Annotated in this window: 20 protein-coding genes and 1 tRNA gene; 7 read left to right on the top strand and 14 right to left on the bottom strand. The window is 64.2% G+C overall.

Annotated features, from left to right (window positions below; genetic code table 11):
* Positions 1-295: 295 nt before the first annotated feature.
* The 8 genes from ptsN to AAE027_RS25680 form a co-directional block, all read right to left on the bottom strand.
* On the bottom strand, positions 296-757 hold the full coding sequence (gene ptsN / locus AAE027_RS25715; RefSeq protein ID WP_091882367.1) for a PTS IIA-like nitrogen regulatory protein PtsN: 462 nt from the start codon (positions 755-757) through the stop codon (positions 296-298).
* 209 nt (positions 758-966) lie between these two features.
* Positions 967-1,569, bottom strand: coding sequence for a ribosome hibernation-promoting factor, HPF/YfiA family (gene hpf, locus AAE027_RS25710; protein WP_370988967.1), 603 nt, complete (start codon positions 1,567-1,569; stop codon positions 967-969).
* A 198-nt stretch (positions 1,570-1,767) separates the two neighbouring features.
* Positions 1,768-3,402 carry an RNA polymerase factor sigma-54 gene (gene rpoN, locus AAE027_RS25705; RefSeq protein ID WP_370988968.1) on the bottom strand — a complete coding sequence of 545 codons (1,635 nt, stop codon included), beginning with the start codon at positions 3,400-3,402 and terminating at the stop codon, positions 1,768-1,770.
* Positions 3,403-3,491: 89 nt separating this feature from the next.
* Positions 3,492-4,502, bottom strand: a complete 1,011-nt coding sequence (gene lptB, locus AAE027_RS25700) for an LPS export ABC transporter ATP-binding protein (protein ID WP_370988969.1) — start codon at positions 4,500-4,502, stop codon at positions 3,492-3,494.
* Positions 4,503-4,749: 247 nt separating this feature from the next.
* The gene (locus tag AAE027_RS25695) at positions 4,750-5,472 is read right to left on the bottom strand and encodes an LptA/OstA family protein (protein ID WP_370988970.1); all 723 of its coding nucleotides are present in this window, start codon (positions 5,470-5,472) and stop codon (positions 4,750-4,752) included.
* 5 nt (positions 5,473-5,477) lie between these two features.
* Positions 5,478-6,212 carry an LPS export ABC transporter periplasmic protein LptC gene (gene lptC / locus AAE027_RS25690; protein ID WP_370988971.1) on the bottom strand — a complete coding sequence of 245 codons (735 nt, stop codon included), beginning with the start codon at positions 6,210-6,212 and terminating at the stop codon, positions 5,478-5,480.
* Positions 6,213-6,356: 144 nt separating this feature from the next.
* A complete protein-coding gene (locus AAE027_RS25685) occupies positions 6,357-6,971 on the bottom strand; it encodes a ribonuclease D (RefSeq protein WP_091882381.1) in 615 nt (204 codons plus the stop codon).
* Between the two features lie 114 nt (positions 6,972-7,085).
* Positions 7,086-8,411 (bottom strand): UbiA family prenyltransferase, encoded by a 1,326-nt coding sequence (locus AAE027_RS25680; protein ID WP_370988972.1) that lies wholly within the window; start codon positions 8,409-8,411, stop codon positions 7,086-7,088.
* A 290-nt stretch (positions 8,412-8,701) separates the two neighbouring features.
* On the opposite strand from AAE027_RS25680, the gene AAE027_RS25675 reads away from it, so the two are divergent.
* Positions 8,702-9,973 (top strand): MFS transporter, encoded by a 1,272-nt coding sequence (locus AAE027_RS25675; protein ID WP_370988973.1) that lies wholly within the window; start codon positions 8,702-8,704, stop codon positions 9,971-9,973.
* A gap of 84 nt (positions 9,974-10,057) precedes the next feature.
* Here AAE027_RS25675 and AAE027_RS25670 read toward each other — a convergent pair whose 3' ends face one another.
* Positions 10,058-10,534: a MarR family winged helix-turn-helix transcriptional regulator gene (locus tag AAE027_RS25670; protein ID WP_370988974.1), complete on the bottom strand. Its 477-nt coding sequence runs from the start codon at positions 10,532-10,534 to the stop codon at positions 10,058-10,060.
* 94 nt (positions 10,535-10,628) lie between these two features.
* Between AAE027_RS25670 and AAE027_RS25665 the strand changes: the two genes are divergently transcribed.
* Both AAE027_RS25665 and AAE027_RS25660 read left to right on the top strand, forming a co-directional pair.
* Positions 10,629-10,997: an antibiotic biosynthesis monooxygenase family protein gene (locus tag AAE027_RS25665; RefSeq protein ID WP_128940732.1), complete on the top strand. Its 369-nt coding sequence runs from the start codon at positions 10,629-10,631 to the stop codon at positions 10,995-10,997.
* A gap of 25 nt (positions 10,998-11,022) precedes the next feature.
* Positions 11,023-11,496, top strand: coding sequence for a hypothetical protein (locus tag AAE027_RS25660; protein WP_370988975.1), 474 nt, complete (start codon positions 11,023-11,025; stop codon positions 11,494-11,496).
* Between the two features lie 203 nt (positions 11,497-11,699).
* Here the strand turns inward: AAE027_RS25660 and AAE027_RS25655 are convergent.
* Positions 11,700-11,786 (bottom strand) — tRNA-Leu (locus AAE027_RS25655).
* 151 nt (positions 11,787-11,937) lie between these two features.
* Here AAE027_RS25655 and AAE027_RS25650 point away from each other — a divergent pair.
* Positions 11,938-12,903, top strand: a complete 966-nt coding sequence (locus tag AAE027_RS25650; protein ID WP_370988976.1) for a complex I NDUFA9 subunit family protein — start codon at positions 11,938-11,940, stop codon at positions 12,901-12,903.
* A gap of 149 nt (positions 12,904-13,052) precedes the next feature.
* Here AAE027_RS25650 and AAE027_RS25645 read toward each other — a convergent pair whose 3' ends face one another.
* From AAE027_RS25645 to AAE027_RS25635, 3 genes are all read right to left on the bottom strand, one after another.
* Positions 13,053-13,793, bottom strand: coding sequence for an SDR family oxidoreductase (locus tag AAE027_RS25645; RefSeq protein WP_370988977.1), 741 nt, complete (start codon positions 13,791-13,793; stop codon positions 13,053-13,055).
* Between the two features lie 3 nt (positions 13,794-13,796).
* Entirely contained in the window at positions 13,797-15,122 is a 1,326-nt protein-coding gene (locus tag AAE027_RS25640) for an FAD-binding oxidoreductase (RefSeq protein ID WP_370988978.1), read from the bottom strand.
* Positions 15,123-15,339: 217 nt separating this feature from the next.
* Positions 15,340-16,146, bottom strand: a complete 807-nt coding sequence (locus AAE027_RS25635; protein ID WP_370988979.1) for an undecaprenyl-diphosphate phosphatase — start codon at positions 16,144-16,146, stop codon at positions 15,340-15,342.
* Between the two features lie 169 nt (positions 16,147-16,315).
* On the opposite strand from AAE027_RS25635, the gene AAE027_RS25630 reads away from it, so the two are divergent.
* The 3 genes from AAE027_RS25630 to AAE027_RS25620 all read left to right on the top strand — a co-directional run bounded on the left by AAE027_RS25630 (position 16,316) and on the right by AAE027_RS25620 (position 19,130).
* Positions 16,316-17,008: a glutathione S-transferase family protein gene (locus AAE027_RS25630; RefSeq protein WP_128930451.1), complete on the top strand. Its 693-nt coding sequence runs from the start codon at positions 16,316-16,318 to the stop codon at positions 17,006-17,008.
* Positions 16,957-18,132, top strand: coding sequence for a tRNA epoxyqueuosine(34) reductase QueG (gene queG, locus AAE027_RS25625; protein WP_370988980.1), 1,176 nt, complete (start codon positions 16,957-16,959; stop codon positions 18,130-18,132). The genes AAE027_RS25630 and queG overlap by 52 nt, the downstream gene beginning before the upstream one ends.
* A gap of 200 nt (positions 18,133-18,332) precedes the next feature.
* Positions 18,333-19,130 (top strand): acyl-CoA thioesterase domain-containing protein, encoded by a 798-nt coding sequence (locus AAE027_RS25620; RefSeq protein WP_370988981.1) that lies wholly within the window; start codon positions 18,333-18,335, stop codon positions 19,128-19,130.
* A gap of 38 nt (positions 19,131-19,168) precedes the next feature.
* Here AAE027_RS25620 and AAE027_RS25615 read toward each other — a convergent pair whose 3' ends face one another.
* Positions 19,169-19,639: a nuclear transport factor 2 family protein gene (locus AAE027_RS25615; RefSeq protein WP_370988982.1), complete on the bottom strand. Its 471-nt coding sequence runs from the start codon at positions 19,637-19,639 to the stop codon at positions 19,169-19,171.
* Positions 19,640-19,786: the final 147 nt, after the last annotated feature.

Below are 19,786 nucleotides of genomic sequence, written 5' to 3'. Positions count from 1 at the left end.
ATTTGCTGAAGCACCAAAAAGCCCTTGCCGAGAGGGGGCCGTCCATACATGACGAAGTGTGAGGCTACAGGGTGCCCAACTCTCGTGTCCCGGGCGCGATGCAGCGTGAAGCGTCGCGGCGCAGAGCCGGGACCCGTAACGCAACACGCACGATGTGGAGACATGGGCCCCGGATCTGCAGCGCACCGCACTCGACGATGCTTCGCATCGCGAGGGAAGCGCTGCGCTGCGTCCGGGGCACGCTCCCTTACAGCCGGCAATGACGGTGGTGAGAGAGCTACGCTCGCAAGGATGCTCAGGCCGCCGTCGCTGGCGGCAGGGCCAGCACCGAGTAGATCGCCTGGGCGTCGCGCGAGGCGCGGAGTTTTTTGGCGATGTCCTGGTCGCGCAGCAGGCGGGCGATGCGGGCGAGGGCTTTGAGGTGGTCGGCGCCGGCGCCTTCGGGGGCGAGCAGCAGGAAGACGAGATCGACCGGCTGGCCATCCATCGATTCGAAATCGATCGGGCGATCGAGGCGCGCGAACAGGCCGAAGATCTTGTCCAGCTTGGGTAGCTTGCCGTGGGGAATGGCGACGCCGTAGCCGACTGCGGTGGTGCCGAGCTTCTCGCGCTGAAGCAGCACTTCGAAGACGGAGCGCTCGTTCTGCCCGGTCAACTCGGCGGCCTTGGCCGCGAGTTCCTGCAAGGCTTGCTTCTTGCTGTTGACTTTCAATGCCGGGAGAATCGCCTCGGGTGCGACCAGATCGGTAATCGGCATGGAAGCTTTCCGAGGTGAATTAAACCGTCAGTTCCGATTTGGCCATCTTGGAAGACCAAGCTGAGCCGGCGTCAATAACCTGAAGCAGGAGGAGGACTTAGCCCCAGTCCTGATGTGGGGCGCTTCTACTCCAACGCAATCCCGGTGCCAACTCCCGCGTGCAGCTTTGCCCACGGTCATTGTTAAGGCTTGCGGAGGGGCCGGAACCATTAACCGTCCACCTTGCGGTCTGTTTTGCCGCCCGGAGGGTCGATCCAGCCCACATTGCCGTCTGCCCGACGGTATATGATGTTCACCCGGCCCGAGGAGCCGTGCTGGAACACCAGGCAAGGCGCCCCGCTCAGATCGAGTTCCATGACGGCCTCGCTGACCGACAGCGACTTGAGCGAGGTGGTTTGCTCCGCGATGATCACGGGGCTGTAGCCGGAGACCTCATCCTCGCCCTCGGGCGCCTCGAGCACATAGCTCATGGCATTGAGCGCAGCCATCGCCTCGGTGGCGGCATGGGCCTTGCGGGCGGAACGGTCCTTGAGGCGGTTCTTGTAGCGGCGCAGCCGCTTCTCGATCATCAGCAGCGCCTGGTCGGCGCTGGCATAGGCATCCGGCGCGTTCGAATCGGCTTCCAGGGTGATTCCCGAATCGAGGTGCAGCGCGCAATCGGTGCGGAAGCCGAAGCCGTCCTTGCTCAGCGTGATGTGGCCGGAATAGTTGCCGTCGAAATATTTGCGCAGCACCTCGTCGGTGCGGTCGGCAACGCGGCCGCGCAGGGCGTCGCCGACGCTGATGCTCTTGCCCGAAATCCGGAGAGTCATGTGATGCCTCGCTTGGTTTGCGCCTCAGCTGCGATGACGGGTCACCGCAGCTGAAGTTGTTCCCTGCGCATGATCTTCCCGCAAACGCGTTCCGCATTTGTCGGGAGGGAAAACCGCTGTGCACTTTTCCGGTTCATGCGCATGCTTGGATCGGTCTCAATGGGGAGGTGAGAGTAGCGCGATTTCGCCCCGGCGCAATCAGGCCGGCTCGGTGTTGCGGGAACGATCGGACATTGCGGTGGAGAGGACGTTACCAAGAGCGCTCTGCTTGTCGCGGCGACGTTGCACCGAGGAGGGTATGCGCATGGCTTCGCGGTACTTCGCGACCGTGCGGCGGGCAATATCAATGCCCGAGGCGCGCAAGCGTTCCACGATGGTGTCATCCGACAGGATCGCCGTGGGCTCTTCCGAATCGATCAGCTGCTTGATGTGGTGGCGAACGGCTTCGGCGGAATGCGCCTCGCCGCCGTCGGCCGAGGCGATCGAGGCCGTGAAGAAATATTTCAGCTCGAACGTGCCGCGATTGGTCGCCATGTATTTGTTGGCGGTGACGCGCGACACCGTGGATTCATGCATCTGGATGGCGTCAGCGACGGCCTTGAGATTGAGCGGCCGCAAGTGTGCCACGCCATGGGTGAAGAAGCCGTCCTGCTGGCGCACGATCTCGGTTGCAACTTTCAGGATGGTGCGGGCGCGCTGGTCGAGCGCGCGCACCAGCCAGGTCGCGTTCTGAAGCGCATCGGTGAAGTAGGACTTGTCGCCGTCCTTGCCGATCTTCTTCGACAGCTCGGAATAATAGGTCTGGTTGACCAGCACGCGCGGCAGGGTGTCGCTGTTGAGCTCGACATGCCAGCCGCCGTCGGGACCCGGGCGGACATAGACGTCGGGCACCATGGTCTGGAGTCGCGCCGAGCCGAACTTCATGCCGGGCTTGGGATTGAGGCGGCGGATCTCGCCGATCATGTCGGCGATGTCCTCGTCGTCGACGCCGCAGAGCTTGCGCAAGGACGCGATGTCGCGCTTGGCGAGGAGATCGAGATGCTCGACCAGCGCCTGCATGGCCGGATCGTAGCGGTCGAGCTCGCGCAGCTGGATCGCCAGGCATTCGCTCAAATTGCGCGCACAGACGCCGGGCGGATCGAATTTTTGCAGCACGGCAAGGACGTCCTCGACGTCCTGTTGCGATGCGCCGAGACGCTCGGCGGCCTGGCCGAGATCCGGCGGCAGATAGCCGGCCTCATCGACGAGGTCGATCAGGTACTGGCCGATCATGCGCTGCGCCGGCGCGGTGAAGGCGACCGAGAGCTGCTCGGCAAGATGGTCGGCGAGCGTCATCTCGGCGGCGACGAAGGCCTCGAGATTGTAGTCTTCATCCCCGGAGGCGCCGCCGCCCCACTCGGTGTAGACGCTCGGCGCGGCGTCCTGGGCATTGCGCGCAGCCGCCTCGGCCGGCTCCTCGGAGAAGACGTTGTCGAGGCCGGTGTCCAGGGTCTGCTCGATCTCGGCGCGGGTGCCGAGATCCTTGCTCATCCATTCTTCCTGGCCGGGTTCGAACGCCTCCGCGCTGCCACCAAAGCCGTCGTCGCCGAGACTGTCGCCGTTACCATCGTCTTGGCCGCGGGCCTCCTCGCCGTACTGGCCGGCGTCGGCGGAAGCTTCGCCGCCGGCCTCGTCATTGGCTCGCTCCAGTAGCGGGTTACGCTCGAGTTCCTCCTCCACGAAGGTCGTGAGATCGAGATTGGACAATTGCAGCAGCTTGATCGCCTGCATCAGCTGCGGCGTCATGACCAGCGACTGCGATTGCCGGAACTCTAATCTCTGCGTGAGCGCCATGAAGCAAGAACCGTTCCCAAAAATTGGTCCGATTTTTGCTTATCCTAGTCCGGCCCCGATGTACACGTCTTGACGAACGCAAAAACGGGCTAGAGGCGGAATTCCTCGCCAAGGTAAAGCCGGCGCACGTCCGGATCGGCGACGATTTCATCCGGAGTACCCTCGGTCAGGATTTCACCGGCATAGACGATGTAGGCGCGATCGGTGAGGCCGAGCGTCTCGCGCACATTGTGGTCGGTGATCAAGACGCCGATGCCGCGATTGGTGAGATGGCGGACGAGGTCCTGGATGTCGCCGACCGCGATCGGATCGATGCCGGCGAAGGGCTCGTCGAGCAGCATGTAGTTCGGCCGCGTCGCCAGCGCGCGCGCGATCTCGACGCGCCGGCGCTCACCGCCTGATAGCGCGATCGACGGTGATTTCCTAAGGCGCGTGATGTTGAACTCGTCGAGCAGCGAATCGAGCTGCTGCTCGCGCTTCTTGCGCGAAGGCTCGACCACTTCGAGCACGGCGCGGATGTTCTGCTCGACGGTGAGGCCACGGAAGATCGAGGCCTCCTGCGGCAGATAGCCGATGCCGAGCCGCGCGCGCTGATACATCGGGAGTTTCGTGACGTCGTGGCCGTCGAGCTCGATCGCGCCGCGATCGGCCTTGATCAGGCCGGTGATCATGTAGAACACGGTGGTCTTGCCGGCGCCGTTCGGACCGAGTAGGCCGACGGCTTCGCCGCGGCGCACATAGATGCTGACACCGCGCACGACCTGGCGGCTGCCGAAGGCCTTTTCCACGCTATGCACAGCCAGGAAGCCCGGCCGCCGCAGCAGCTGCGGCCCGCCTGCGCCATTGGACCTGGTGGCGGCCCTGACGGGGTGAACCGCCTGCGGACGCGGCGGCTCGGCTTGATAGTCGGCCTGGTAGTCACCCTGGAACTGGTCGGGCGCCCGCATCGCCTGGTCACGGGCGAGCGGCGGCGCGTCCCGTACCGGGCTGGTCACGAGACCACCGACGTTGTCACCGAGCGCGGTGATGTCCTGACGCGCAAATCCTGGCCGGCCGCGTTTGGCGGGGCGTCGACGGAACATGCTGAAGAGATCGACCATCCCCGCCTTCTAGCCTTTCACGACGATCCTGCACGACAATCCTGCACGATGATCCGCGCGTGATCCCGCGATCTGCCGCCCCGGCCTTGCGATTTGCCGGTGCAGCCCGAGTGAAGGGATGTCTCATGCCCAGTGAAACACGCCCGAAAAGCGGCGAACCCCGCTTCGAAAGCCCTTCGCGCTAGATACAGTCTTGCCGGGCAAGCTTCAACCTCGGATCCGGAGCATCCGAGACAAGTGATTGAATTTACTTTTGTTTACTTGCGCCGGGCAATTGCAGAGGTGGCGCCGTGCCGGGTTTGGCCCCCTGGCCGCAATCACTGCCGCCACCTTGCGGCAGCAAGACCTGAACCCGGCCGCTATCAGATTCCACCCGCGACACGCCGGTCGTCATGTCGACCTTCAGCCGATCGCCACGCATCACGTTCTTGCACTGCGTCATCACGACCTGGCCCGCGCCGCCGCCGAACATGGTGATGAGATTGGTCTTGGTGTCGAAGATGGCAGACTCGCCCGTCACCACCTGGTCCTTCTGGGTGACCACGACATTGCCGTGCGCCTCCAGCCGCTTGATCGCGGAACTGCCGCCCGGCCCCGGCGTCGCCGACTGCATCGGCGCGGTCGACTTCGCGCCCTTCGCCGCGGGCTGCGGCGTGGCCGGCTTATCGCCGCCGCTCGACTCGTAAAACACCACCAGCGTCTTCGAGGTCATGGTGGTGTCGCCCTGGATGACCTTCACATTGCCGGAGAAGGTCGCCTCCTTCTTCTTGTCGCGCATCTCGAGCGAGGCCGCTTCGATCTGAATCGGCTGATCCCGGTTTTGCGAGAAGCCCTGCAGCGCGTTGTTCGGCGCGTTCGCCGAGCTCTGTGCACGCGCCGCATCGGCAGCGATCAAGAGACCGAGGCTCAGCACAGCCGCACGGATGATGGCACTGCGCTTGTTGTCGTTGCGCGAAAAAAACCTGATCATGAAAATCACTTTGAATTGGCAGACTTGTTCTGAGGCGTGCGCGTCTTCGCAGGTGGCGCTGGATCGGGTGGCGCAGGCTGCGCGGCGGCGGTGTCGTCCAGCTTATCCAGATGCATCACCACGTTGCCCTCGAAGCGGATGAGATCGCCGCCCTCGGTGATCCGCAGCCGGTCCGCCGTCAGCGTGCCGTTGGTCAGCTTGACGTCGACGCGCTCGTCCGAAGTGACCGTGCCCTTGTTCATGTCGACGAAGGCGGAGTTCAGCCGCGCCTCGTAGCCGGTGGAGGTACGCAGCAAGATGTCCTTGTGCAGATCGAGCTGCTGCTGCTTGTTGTCGAAACGGCCGGTGCGAGCGTCGAGGAACAGGGTGGATTGATCCTCCATCAGCACCTTCGCGCGCAGATCGGAAAGATCGACATGATCGGGGTCGGTGATGTCCTGCGTCGCGGTCTTGGCCCAGAGCTCGTAGGGCCGCTGGTCCGGGGTGAAGCCGGCGAGATGCGGCGATTCCATCGTGATCTTGGTGCCCGACACCACCATGTTTCCGGAATCGAGCGGCAGTTTCGGCATCAGCATGCGGAACGGATTGAACACCGACACACCGACGATGGCGGCCATGGACAGCAGCACCGCGCCCGGCACCGCGACGCGCAGAATCCGCACCAGGCGGCTGTGGCGCGCCGCGCTTGCGAACTTCGCCGCAAGCGCGGCGTCGTAGGTGGGATTCTGGGCCGAGTTCACCGCTGCTCCAGCGTGTCGCTAACCTTGTCCAGTCGAAGGCGCCCCATTGTACCCGGCGCCGCCGAAATATGCAGCCGGCGACAGGCCGTTACGAAAGTGTCCGAAACGGGGCGACAGCCCTGAACCCAGCGACCACAGGAGGCGTCAGGAATGCGCGAAAATGTCCTCTTCCGCCCAGCCCTGCAGGTCGAGCAGGGCGCGGGTCGGCAGGAAGTCGAAACAGGCCTGCGCCAGCTGGGTGCGGCCCTCCCGCACCAGCATGGCATCGAGCCGCTCGCGCAAGCCGTGCAGATGCAGCACGTCGGAGGCGGCATAGGCGAGCTGCGGCTCGGTCAGGCTGTCGGAGCCCCAGTCGCTGGACTGCTGCTGCTTGGAGAGGTCGATGTTGAGCACCTCGCGCACGAGGTCTTTCAGGCCGTGGCGGTCGGTATAGGTGCGGGTCAGGCGGGAGGCGATCTTGGTGCAGTAGATCGGCCCGGTCATGATCCCGAAGGTCTGGTACAGCACCGCGATGTCGAACCGCGCAAAGTGGAAGATCTTGGTGATGGCGGGATTGGCCAGCAGCGCCTTCAGATTCGGCGCATCGGTGTGGCCCTTGGGGATCTGCACCACGTCGGCACTGCCGTCACCGGGCGAGAGCTGCACCACGCAGAGCCGGTCGCGGTGCGGGTTCAGCCCCATGGTCTCGGTGTCGATCGCCACCGCTCCGGTGTAGCGGGACAGGTCGGGCAGGTCGCCGCGATGCAGGCGTACGGTCATGGCGTTTCAAAACCTCGAATCGGTCGGTCGGCAGAATAGGCTAATCGGGATTACCCGCGATGTATCCACTCGCAGCACGCCGCGCAAGCGCCGGCCGTGACCTTACGGGCCCGGTCAGATCGCCGCCAGCATGATGCAGATCATCGCCGCCACCGTGATGCGGCTGGGGCCATCGCGGAAAGCGTAGATGATGGGATCGTCAGGCATCTCGCGGCGATGCGCCATCATCAGGGCGCGGCCGAACCAGTAGAGCAGCAGCGGGTTGAGCAGCCACAGCATCCAGGGGCGACTGTAGAGCGGCGTCACCGCGGAAGAGGAGACGTAGAGCGAGAACACGGTCACCGCGTTCATCGCGCTCGCCGCCGCCATCGCGGCGATGACATGCAGATCGGTGATCCTGTAGTCGCGGTTGGAGGGATCGGCGAGGCCCGCGCTCTCGCGCATGCTGAGCTCGCTGAAGCGCTTGATCAAGGCGAGCGAGGTGAACACGAACAGCGAGAAGATCAACAGCCATTCCGACAGCACCACGCCGACGCCGACGGCGCCGGCGATGATGCGCAAGCTGTACAGGCCCGACAGCGTCACCACGTCGACCAGCATCTTACGCTTGAGCGCGAGCGAATAAGCGATCGTGGTGACGAGATAGGCGCCGAGCACGCCGAGGAAGAGAGGCGAGATGCAGAGGCCGGCGACGAGCGCGAACAACCACAGCGCAGGAATCGCTGATAGCGCGGAGGAGATCGGCAAATCGCCGGCCGCGAGCGCGCGATGTCGCTTGGTCGGATGCTGCCGGTCGGCGGCGAGATCCAAGAGATCGTTCATCAGATAGGCGCCCGACGCGCAGGCCGAGAACGCCATGAACGCCAGCAGCGCATGGCCGAGCGTCGGAAGATTCATCTGATGCGCGGTGAGCGCCGGCACGAACACCAGCGTGTTCTTGGCATATTGATAGACGCGCAGCGCCTTGGCCCAGGTTTTTAGGCTGACGCGACTTCCGCCTCGGTCGTCGATGCGCTCGACCGCGCCGCGATCGAACGGCAGCGTGTTGCCCGCAGCAAGATCAGCCGGCGTCACGACGCCGTCAAAACCAAGATGCGCGGCAATGCCCGCCGCATGATCGACGAAACGTCCGGCGACGAGATAGATCTTCGCGCCCCGCGCCCGCGCCGCCAGCGCCCGGTTCAGCACATCGGAATCATAGGGCAGATGGGCATAGTCGATCTCGGCCCGCGCCAGGATATCCGTGAGCGCCGCCATGCCCGCCCGCCCGCCCGCGCCGAAGCGGGCCAGCATGCGGCCGGGCGCGCTGAACAGCGCTTCCATCAGCAGCTCGGAACGCAGCAGCGCGCCTTCCAGATCGACGACAAGCGTCCGCCCAGCCGCCGCAATCGCCGACGGCGCCGGGGCGCCAGAATCATGCTGCCAGGCAGGCTGCTCCATCCGAAAATGCTCTTACTTGCCGCCAAATGACCGGCCCAAAGGCTGGGGAGGCCGGGGAGCAGGGGAAATGGACGGCCGCGAGCCTAAGGGGCATTCGCTAAGGGCGGCTTAACTCGGCGTGAGAGGGGGCGGACGGTCTCCCGCCGAAGGCCCTGTTGCCCAAATCCCACAACCCGCGCGCGCGTCCTGTTCCAGCAGAGCTTTTGCCTTGCGCCCTGTGGACATCGTCCCCGTCCACCCTATCTGCCAGTTTCTCGCGCCCCCGTCGCCTTCACCCTGAATCAGGTGCCATGACTGAACAGACGCTCGCCGCGCCCGTCGACGACCCAAGGGAACGCCAACGCGGCTTTTCGCGCTATCAGGCGCTCCTCATCGCGTTGCTCGCGTTCACGCAGTTCACGATTATCCTCGATTTCATCATCATGTCGCCGCTCGGCGCCATCCTGATGCCCTCGCTCAACATCACGGCCGGGCAGTTCGGCGTCGCGGTGTCGGCCTACGCGTTCAGTGCGGGGATCTCGGGCATCCTCGCCGCCGGCTTTGCCGATCGCTTCGATCGCAAGCGCCTGCTCTTGTTCTTCTATGTCGGCTTCACGCTCGGAACCATGCTCTGCGCCGCCGCGCAGACCTACCATGTGCTGCTGCTCGGCCGGGTCGTGACCGGATTGTTCGGCGGCGTGATCGGCTCGGTCGTGCTCGCCATCGTCACCGACCTGTTTGCGCTGCACCTGCGCGGCCGCGTGATGGGCTTCATCCAGACAGCGTTTGCCGCGAGCCAGGTGCTCGGCATTCCGGCCGGGCTGTTTCTCGCCAATCACTGGAATTGGCATGTCTGCTTCGCCGCGATCGTCGTGGTGTCGATCGCCGCGATCGCGATCATCGCCCTGATCATGGAGCCGGTCGACGCGCACCTGAAATTGAAGCAGGACAGAAACCCGTTCCGCCATCTGATCGCGACGATCGGACAGACGCGCTACACGCTGGCCTTCGCCGTCACGACGCTGCTGGCGACCGGCGGCTACATGCTGATGCCGTTCTCCAGCGCCTTCACCGTGCACAATCTCGGCATCGACATTACGCATCTGCCGACGATCTATCTCGTCTCAGGCCTGTTCAGCATCGTCACCGGGCCGCTGGTCGGCAGGGCGAGCGACGCGTTCGGCAAATACCCGACCTTTGTGTTCGGCAGCGTGGTTTCTGTGATCATGGTGCTGATCTACACCCATCTCGGCCACGTCTCGCTGGCGACCGCGATCCTCGTCAACGTCTTGATGTTCGTCGGCATCTTCTCGCGCATGATCCCGTCGCAGGCCTTGATGTCGGCGATCCCCGACGCGAGTCAGCGCGGCTCGTTCAGCGCGGTCAGCGCCTCGCTTCAGCAGCTCTCCGGCGGGCTCGGCTCGGTGCTCGCCGCAGGCATCATCGCGCAACAGGCGGACGGCTCGCTGATCCATTTCGACCGCCTAGGCTACATCGTCGTCGCGACCTCGATCGTCTCACTGGTCGCGATGTATTTTGTGCAGAAGGCGGTGGCGGAGCGGGCGGGGAAGCGGGTGGTGTGAGGGCGGGCTGATTCGTCCTACAGAGACACCGTTGTGGCGGCGATACTTCGGCGATCCCAATAAGTCATCGTCCGAACCGCTGGACTAGCCTCGCTCTTCAGGCTCATCGTTGCTCTCCAGTTTCTTCCGTAGCGCCGTGACGACACGGTGAACGGCTTGCAGGTCCTTGACCGCGAGCCCTTCCGAAAGGCTGTTGGCCCACGGCGCCTGCAAAGCCATGGCAGCGTCGAAAGTGCGCCGTCCCTTATCGGTCAGGACGACAAGTTGCGCTCGCCGGTGATGCGGGTTGGCCTCGAACGCCACAAGCCCTTCCGCGAGAAGGTCGTTGACGATCCGCTGCACGTTCTGCCGATTGGCACCCAGATCGCGGGCAAGCCATGCGACTGGCTGGGGGCGCTCTGCGTGCACGATGGCGCCGAGGATTTGCCAGCGGGCGCTGGTGAGCCCGAGGCGGGCCACCAACCGGTCGCCTGCGGTCAAGAGCAGGCTGTTCAGCCGGAACAAGTCGAGCATGAGGTTGGTCAGAGCATCGCCGGCTGGCGTGCGTTCGGATTTCAGCATATGTCACCATAAGTCTGTATTGACATTATAATGTCAAGTTGGTATATAGCATCGTACCATAATGACATCATGCAACCAACCTCACGGAGGCTTCATGTCCCACCTACGCCCACTGGACCCCGCCTTTCCGATCGATCGTCAGCTCGGCATCGATACCAGCCCTGTCGTGCTGGTGAATGTCTTCACTCTCGACAAGGCCGACGAGCAGAGTTTCCTCCAGGTCTGGCAGGACGATGCCGCCTTCATGAAGCGGCAGCCGGGCTTCATCTCCACCCAGCTTCACCGCGCGATCGGCGAAAGCCCGACCTATCTGAACTATGCCGTCTGGGAATCGACTGCCCACTTCCGGGCTGCGTTCACGCACCCTGAGTTCAGATCGAAGATCTCAGCCTATCCCTCCTCCGCCGTCGCCTCTCCGCACCTGTTCCAGAAGGTCGCCGTGCCCGGCATCTGCGTCGCGTAGCTCGCTTCGAAAACGGCAGGACCCGATGACCAAGATCATCCACCCGATAGCGGGCGCGGTCGCACTGACGACTGTTGCGACCTTCTGGCTTTCCACGGTTTTCGCGGAGATGCTCGCGTCACACGCGAGCGTGACCATGGTCAAGACGGCCATCCCATGGGGCTTCCTGTTGTTGGTTCCGGCGCTGGCAGTGACGGGAGGCTCGGGGCTCTTCCTCGCCAAGGGGCGGCGTGCTGGCCTGATCGGTGCGAAGATCAAACGCATGCCGTTCATCGCCGGCAACGGCATCCTGGTTCTGATTCCTGCCGCCTTGTTTCTTGCTTCCAAGGCGAAGGCCGCCGAGTTCGACTCCACGTTCTACGCGGTGCAGGCGCTCGAACTGTTTGCCGGCGCGACCAACATCGTTCTTCTCGGTCTCAATATGCGGGATGGCTTCAAGATGAAGGGCCGCTTCCACGCCCGCCCACGCGATCGCTTCGACGCCAAGGCAAGTGTCTGAGGACCGCCCGCGAGCTGGCTTTCGATCGATCCGGCCGCGCTTACGTCCGGAATTGCCGGACTCCCGATTTCCGAAAGGCAATGATGATGAAATTGGAGATCCGGGACTCCTAGAGTCCATAGACGCTGTGTCCCGGCCTTTGTGTACCGGTCAGCGGCTCAATTTCCCTGCAAATGAGCGATTTCAACCACTTGGGTTGGGGATGGTGCCCAGGAAAGGACTCGAACCTTCACGGCCGTTAAGCCACTGGCACCTGAAGCCAGCGCGTCTACCAATTCCACCACCTGGGCATGCCGTTTGGGGCACGGAGGCGGTTACTACGGTTCGGTGACGCCGTTGTCAATTCATGCGTGAAGCCTGTTTCGGGATGCCGATTGCGCATCGCAAACCGGCCCGATACAAGCCTGACAACACGTTACCCACCTGCAGGAACCGACCCCCATGGCATCGAATCTGGACACGCTCGTCACGATTTTCGGCGGATCGGGGTTTTTGGGCCGGAATGTCGTCCGCGCCCTGTGCAAGCGCGATTACCGGATCCGGGTGGCGGTGCGGCGGCCGGAACTGGCCGGATACCTCCAGCCGTCCGGCAAGGTCGGGCAGGTCCACACCGTGCAGGCGAACCTACGCTACCCGGCCTCGGTCGAGGCCGCGCTGCGTGATTCGCATGTCGTAATCAACCTCGTGGGTGTCCTCACCGAGGGCGGCCAGCAGACCTTTGACGCCGTCCAGGCCAAGGGTGCCGAAACCGTCGCCAAGGCGGCGGCGGCCGCCGGCGCCAGCCTGGTGCATGTCTCCGCCATCGGCGCCGACGCCAAATCGCCCTCGCGCTATGCCAAGGCCAAGGCGGCCGGGGAGGAGGCGGTAAGGGCGGCCGTGCCGTCGGCGACGATCTTCCGCCCCTCCTTGATGTTCGGGCCCGAGGACCAGTTCACCAACCGCTTTGCCGCGCTGGCCCGGATTTCGCCGGTGCTGCCGCTGATCGGCGGCGAGACCAAGGTACAGCCGGTCTATGTCGCCGACGTCGCCACCGCGATCGCCGATGCCGTCGACGGCAAGGCCAAGGCGGGCGCGACCTACGAGCTCGGCGGGCCGGATGTGCTGACCATGCGCGAGATCATCGAGGCCATCCTCGCCATCACCAATCGCCAGCGGATGCTGATCCCGCTGCCGTTCGGGCTCGCCCGCTTCAAGGCCAACTTCCTGCAATTTGCGCCGGGCGCGCTGAAGCTGACGCCGGACCAGGTCACGATGCTCGAGCTCGACAATGTCGTGTCGGATGCGGCGAAGGCGGCGGGCCTGACGCTGGAAGGGCTCGGCATCACAGCCGATTCGCTCGACACCATTGCCCCACAATATCTCTGGCGTTTCCGCGCGGCGGGCCAGTTCCAGCGCAAGAGCGCGTGAGGTTGACACCTCTCCCGCTTGCGGGAGAGGTCGCCGCGAAGCGGCGGGTGAGGGCTTTCTCGTCATCGGGAGTCTCTCTGTGGAGACACCCTCTCCCCGACCCTCCCCCGCAAGCGGGGGAGGGAGCGCACCGCCGGTGCAGATACACCTCAAAACTTCAGCTTCTTGAACACCGCTTCCGGCAGCGTCTTGATGATCAGCATCACGAGGCGCCATTTGCCGCTGACATAGATGACGTCGGTTTTGCTCTCGACGGCCTGAAGGATCGCATCGCCGACCACCGGCGCTTCGACTGTGAGCGGGCCGATCAGCTTCATGCCTTCCGTCATCTTGGTGCGGACGAAGCCGGGTTTTACGGTGACGACGTGCACGCCACCGCGGCTGGCGCGGGCACGCAGGCCCGACAGGAACGCGGAGAAGCCGGCCTTGGCCGAACCATAGACATAGTTCGAGGCGCGGCCGCGATCGCCGGCAACGGAGGACACGCCGACGACCGTGCCATTGCCGCGGCCTAAAAACTTTTCGGCGAACAGGCCTAGGATCAGCGAGGGGCCTTCGTAGTTGGAGCGCATGATCGTGGTGGCGTGGGCGAGATCGCTCTCGGCCTTCTCCTGCACACCGAGCAGGCCGACGATCGAGACAACGACGTCAGGCAACGCCGGCAGGCCGCCGACAAAGCTCTCGAACGACGCAGTGTCGAGCACATCGAATTTATAAAGACCGACCTCGATGTTGTAGCGCGCGCGCAGATCGGCGGCATCAGGCTCCAGCACGGCAACGTCTCGGCCGGCGAGGCCGACATCGTATCCCGCCTTGGCAAAGGCGCGCGCGGCGGCGCGGCCGATATCGGAGGAGCCACCCAGCACCAATACGGACTTGCGTGACGTCACGGCCTAGACCTCATCAAACAGGCGTTGTGAAAGTTTCGAGCGGATGGTCCCGGCGGGATCGAGCGATTTGCGGATCGCATTGAAGCGCTGCAAGGCCGGATAGCCGGCCGCGAACGTCGCGCGCGACTGGCGCGCATCCTTGGCGAGATACAGCCGGCCGCCGGCCGCGACGACCAGGCGATCGATCTCGTCGAGGAAATTCAGGATGTCGCCCTTCAGCGGGAAATCCAGCGCCAGCGTGTAGCCGGGCAGCGGAAACGACAGGATGCCGTCGCCCTGTCCGAGCTTCTTGAGCACGGCGAGAAAGGAGGCATCGCCGCGACGCGCGACGCGCTCGAGGATGTCGCCGAGCACGGCGCGCGCGCCCTGCTCCGGGATCACGCATTGATGCTGGAGGAAGCCGCGCTTGCCATAGATGCGATTCCAGTCTTTGAGGCTGTCGAGCGGAAAGAAATACGGATAGAGCGAGACCAATTGGCTGCCGCGGGCGCGCCGCGCGCCCATGCGGTAGTACAGCTCATTGAAGGCGCGGATGCTGATGCGGTTCAGCGTCATCGAGGGCAGATCGACGGGCACACGGAGGCCGGGATCTTTGCCGACGGGAAATGCAGCGGCGCCAGCAGCGAGTTCGTCTTTGCCGGCGTGCTCGCCGAGATAAATCAGCGCGCGGCCGAGATCCTTGCCGCGCGCGACACAATCGATCCAGGCCACCGAATAGGTCGCGGAATCGCCCGCATCGAGCGCGCGCATCGCCGCGTCGAGGTCGGATGCGGGGATCACCCGCTCGCGGATCCATCCCGTTTCGGCCGGACGCAATCGCATCGTCGCCTCGAGGATGATTCCGGTCAGGCCCATGCCGCCGATGGTCGCAAAGAACGCATCGGAGTTCTGCTCGCGCGAGGCTTCGATCACCTCGCCCTGTCCGGTGCGCAGCAAAATACTCTCGACATAACGGCCGAAGCCGCCCTCGCAATGATGGTTCTTGCCATGCACGTCGGCCGCAATCGCGCCGCCGATCGACACGAAGCGCGTGCCGGGAACGACGAAGGGCAGGAAGCCGCGCGGGCCGAATGTCTCGATCAGGTCCGACAGCAGCACGCCGGCCTCGAGGCGGATGCGTCCGGTCGCCGGATCGAACCACCTGATCCGGTCGAACCCCGTCATCGCGACGGTCCTGGCGGCGCCGATCGCGGCATCGCCATAGGCGCGGCCATTGCCGCGCGCGACGGTGCCGGCCGAGACGGCCTCGCCGACCGCCGCGAACGAGCGCGGCCGCAGCACATCGCTATCGACGACCGGGAAACGCCCCCAGCCGCTGACGAGGGTCATGGTTCAGCTCCTGTGCCAGGCGCGCGCCTAGCGTTGGAAACTGACTACCGATCAAAAGCTTATTTTGCGTTGAAAATGCTCTTACAGCCGAGCGGCGTAGCCCGGTTGGAGCTGGCGGATCGGCGCGAAGCGCCCGATGGCGCAATCCGGGATCGTGCAGCAAGCGACGCCGGCCCCGGATTACGCTTGCGCTCCATCCGGGCTACAACCAGGCGCTTTAGTGCCCCAGCGCCAGCGCGATCAGGCCGAGCGTGCCGACGATGACGCGCCACCACGCGAACAGCACGAAACCATGTCTGGTGACGTATTCCAAGAACGTCTTGACCACGATGATCGCGGTGATGAACGACACCACGAAGCCGATCGCGACGATGTTCATGTGATCCATCGTCATCTCGGAGCGGTTCTTATAGAAATCGTAGGCGAACGCGCCGATCATGGTGGGGATGGCGAGGAAGAAGGAAAACTCCGCCGCGGCGCGCTTGTCCGCACCGAGCAGCATGGCGGCCACAATGCTGGCGCCGGAGCGCGACACGCCCGGGATCATCGCCACGCACTGCGCGATGCCGATATAGAGATACATCAACAGCGGAAACTTGGTGGCATCATACTCGCGCGGCTTGAGCTCGAGCCTGTCGACCCAGAGCAGGATGGCGCCGCCGACGATCAGCGTGAAGCACACGACCCACGGATTGAACAGCATGAGCTTGATGTACTTGCCGGCGACGAGGCCGACGATCACGGCCGGCAGGAACGCCACCAGCACGCCGATCACGAAGCGGCGCGCATACGCATCGCCCGTGAACAGGCCAATCGCGACGTCCCACAGCTTCCGGAAGTAGAGCCCGACGATCGCGAGGATCGCACCCAGCTGGATCAGAACCGTAAACGAATCCCAGAAGGCTCCTTCACCGAGGTGGAAGAAGCGCTCGGCAAGCAAGAGGTGGCCGGTCGAGGACACGGGAAGGAACTCGGTCACACCCTCGATGATGCCGAGGATCACTGCCCGTATTACATCTGACATATTTACGGTCCATTTCGGCTGGAAAAGCGGGGCTCTTCTCGCCTATTCGCCCCCATGCCGCAATCGCAAAATGCGACATCACGCCCTTGCTTCGCGGTTTTGAGGAACTAGTGTGGCGCCGCACAAACATTGATGGATTCTTAAGCACCATCAAATAGTCAAAGGCTTCATGTTTACGCTGTTTCATCATCCGTTCTGCCCGCATTCGCGCTTCATCCGCCTGATCGCGGGCGAATACGGGCTCGACCTGAAGCTGGTCGAAGAGCGCAGCTGGGAACGACGCGAGGCGTTTCTGCTGCTCAATGCGGCGGGAACGACGCCGGTTCTGGTGGACGACGAGCAGCCGCCCATACCGGGCGCGGCGATCATCGCCGAATATGTCGACGAGGCCCATGGCGCCGAGATGGGACCCAAGCGCCTGATGCCGCAAACGATCGGCGAGCGGGTCGAGGTGCGCCGGCTGATGGCCTGGTTCAACGAAAAATTCTTCGAGGAGGTCTCGCACCCTCTCGTCACCGAGCGCATCTACAAGCGGTTCATGAGCGAGGAGGACGGCGGCGGCCCGCCTTCGGCCGACGTGATGCGCGCCGCCAAGGCCAACGTGCGCTATCATCTGGCCTATATCGGCTGGCTGGCGCAGACGCGTAACTTCCTCGCGGGCGACCGGCTCACCTACGCGGATCTCGCCGCCGCGGCGCATCTCTCGGCGATCGACTATCTGGGCGACGTGCCATGGAGCGAGGACGACGCAGCAAAGGCGTGGTACGCGCGGGTGAAGTCCCGCCCGTCGTTCCGTCCGCTGCTCAGCGAATGGCTGGCCGGCGTGCCGGCGTCGCGGACTTATGTGGACCTGGATTTCTGAGCTCCGATCCGGCTGAACTGAAGACGGCGCTTGCGCGCGAAGCGCGTGCGCTCGGCTTCGACTGCATCGGCATCACCGCACCGGGCACGATCGAGAGCGCCGGAAAATACTTCCTCGAATTCATCGCATCCGGCGGCCATGGCGACATGGACTGGCTGGCTGCGAGCCCTGAACGCCGCGTCGATCCGCGCGGGCTGTGGCAGGACGTGCGCTCGGTGATCATGCTCGGCGTCAATTACGGCCCCGACCAGGATCCGCTTGCGATCCTCAAGCAGAGCACGCGCGCGGCAATCTCGGTCTATGCGCAGGGCGATGACTATCACGACCTGATCAAGAAACGGCTGAAGGCGCTGGCGCGCTGGCTGGTCGCGACCGCGCCGTCCGACGTGAAGGTGTTCGTCGACACTGCGGCGGTGATGGAGAAACCCTTGGCGCAAGCTGCGCATCTGGGCTGGCAGGGCAAGCACACCAATCTCGTCTCGCGCGAGTTCGGCTCCTGGCTGTTGCTCGGCGCGATCTACACCACGCTGGAGCTGCCGCGCGACGATGCGGAGATCGATCATTGCGGCTCGTGCCGCGCCTGTCTCGACATCTGCCCTACGTCAGCGTTTCCAGCGCCCTATAAGCTCGATGCGCGGCGCTGCATCTCGTATCTCACCATTGAGAACAAGGGGCCGATCCCGCACGAATTTCGCAAGAGCATCGGCAATCGCATCTATGGCTGCGATGATTGCCTTGCCGCCTGCCCCTGGAACAAGTTCGCGCAGGAGGGGCGCGAGGCCAAGCTCGCCGCGCGCGACGAATTGCGCGCGCCTAATCTCGCTGAACTGGCACGGCTCGACGATGCTTCATTCCGTGCGCTGTTCACGAAGTCGCCGATCAAGCGCATCGGCCGCGATCGTTTTGTGCGGAACGTGCTGATCGCGATCGGCAATTCCGGGGAGGTGGCCCTGGCTGCGGAGGCGCGGCGATTGCTGGAGGATGCGAACCCGCTGGTGCGTGGAGCCGCGGTATGGGCGTTGGGGCAGTTAATGTCGGAGGAGGAGTTTGCGGCGATGAAGAGCGCTGCGTTGAGCGGAGAGTCCGACGATAGCGTGCGTGAGGAGTGGCGCGCCGCCTCCTAACTCTCGGTGTCATGGCCCGGCTTGACCGGGGCATCCAGTACGCCGCGGCTTCTCGACTCAATCACTGCCGTCTCGGAGTACTGGATCGCCCGATCAAGTGGGGCGATGACAGCGGTTGTTGTGGCTTGAGCGGCGCGCACCCGACCCTCATGCGACACCCACTCTTGATTTCCTCACCTGTTCCCGCACAGTCGCGCGTCATGACAAACATGCCTTTCTTCACCCGCGACGGCGACACATTCCATCCGACGGAAGTCGCCAACGGTCCGTGGGATCCGAAATCGCTGCACGGGCGCGTCATCATCGGCCTGCTCGGTTTCGCCATCGAGGAGCGCCATTCCGGCCCCGAATTCGTGCCGGCGCGGCTCACCGTCGACATGTTTCGGCTGCCGACCATCGACAGGCCGATCGAAGTGACGACGCGGCTGGTGCGCGACGGCTTGCGCATCCGCGTGGTGGAAGCGGAGTTCGTCTCCGGCGGCGTCAGCATGGCGCGCGCCTCGTGCCAGCTGTTGCGGCGAACGCAAAATCCGGAAGGCAACGTCTGGTCGCCGTCGAACTGGGATGTGCCGAAGCCGGCCGACATTCCAAAGCCGACTGATCCCAGGCTCGGCATGAACGGCAAATGGACGACGCGGCCGATCATCGGCCAAATGGGCTCGCTCGGACCGCGCCGGCTCTGGATGAGCGAGGTGCGCGAGCTCGTTGCGGGCGTGCCGATGACGCCGTTCGTCCATGTCGCTGTTGGTGCCGACTTCGCCAGCCCCTTTGCCAACGCCGGCGACAAGGGGCTCGGCTACATCAACAGCGACGTCACGATCTATCTGCACCGCCTGCCGGTCACGAACTGGATCGGCTTCGAGGTGGTGAATCACCACGCCACCGACGGTGTGGCAATCGGCGAATGCTGGCTCTATGACGAAGAGGGCCCGATCGGTACCGCGACGGTGGCGGCGCTGGCGCAGCGCAAGCCGATGGTGAATCCGTCGAAGCGGTAGGGGCGCGCCCCGGAACGACGAAGTGGAGAGAGCGGCGCTCAACCAAGATGCCGCTGCATCTCCGGTCGCGCCTTCAGCTCGGCGCCCTGCTTGGCGACGATCTTCACAATCCGTTCCGGCGCAAATTTCAGGTCGACAAACGCAGGCGCGGTGTTGGCGACCTCGTGATAGCTGGCGATCTTGCCGCCCGTCAGCGTCATGATCGCCACGCCCTCGAACATCGCCCGCGCGCCGTTCGCTTCCGCCAGGGTCGAGCGATAGCTGAAGGTGTAGCGCGCGTAGAGCGTGGTGCCGTCCGATACGGGATTGTGCATGTCCCAGCGGAAATCGGTCGCCGTGCGATAGAACCAGTCGTCGATCATTTCGGCGATCTTGGCGCGACCGGCGAAGGCACCGTAGAACACGTCGTGGTAAATGCCGTCCTCGGTGAACAGTTCGGCGAAAGCCTTGCCGTTGCGCTGCTCGACGGCATCGCAGAAGGCGCGCAGCATGGCGGTGGTGGTGGTCATTGTGTTGCCTCCCGCTGCTTCTTATTGTGCCCTCTCCCCTTGCGGGAGAGGGCAGCTCCGCTCGTTGATACGCATTCGCTTGGGTGAGGGGTCTGTCTCGGCGAACACGTCTATTCGAGTTCGCGGAAACAACCCCTCATCCGGCGC

The sequence above is a fragment of the Bradyrhizobium sp. DN3 genome (assembly GCF_041357655.1).
In the GTDB taxonomy this organism is placed as follows: domain Bacteria; phylum Pseudomonadota; class Alphaproteobacteria; order Rhizobiales; family Xanthobacteraceae; genus Bradyrhizobium.
Note: the sequence above shows the minus strand (reverse complement) of the source record. Positions and strands in the feature narration are given on the sequence as shown.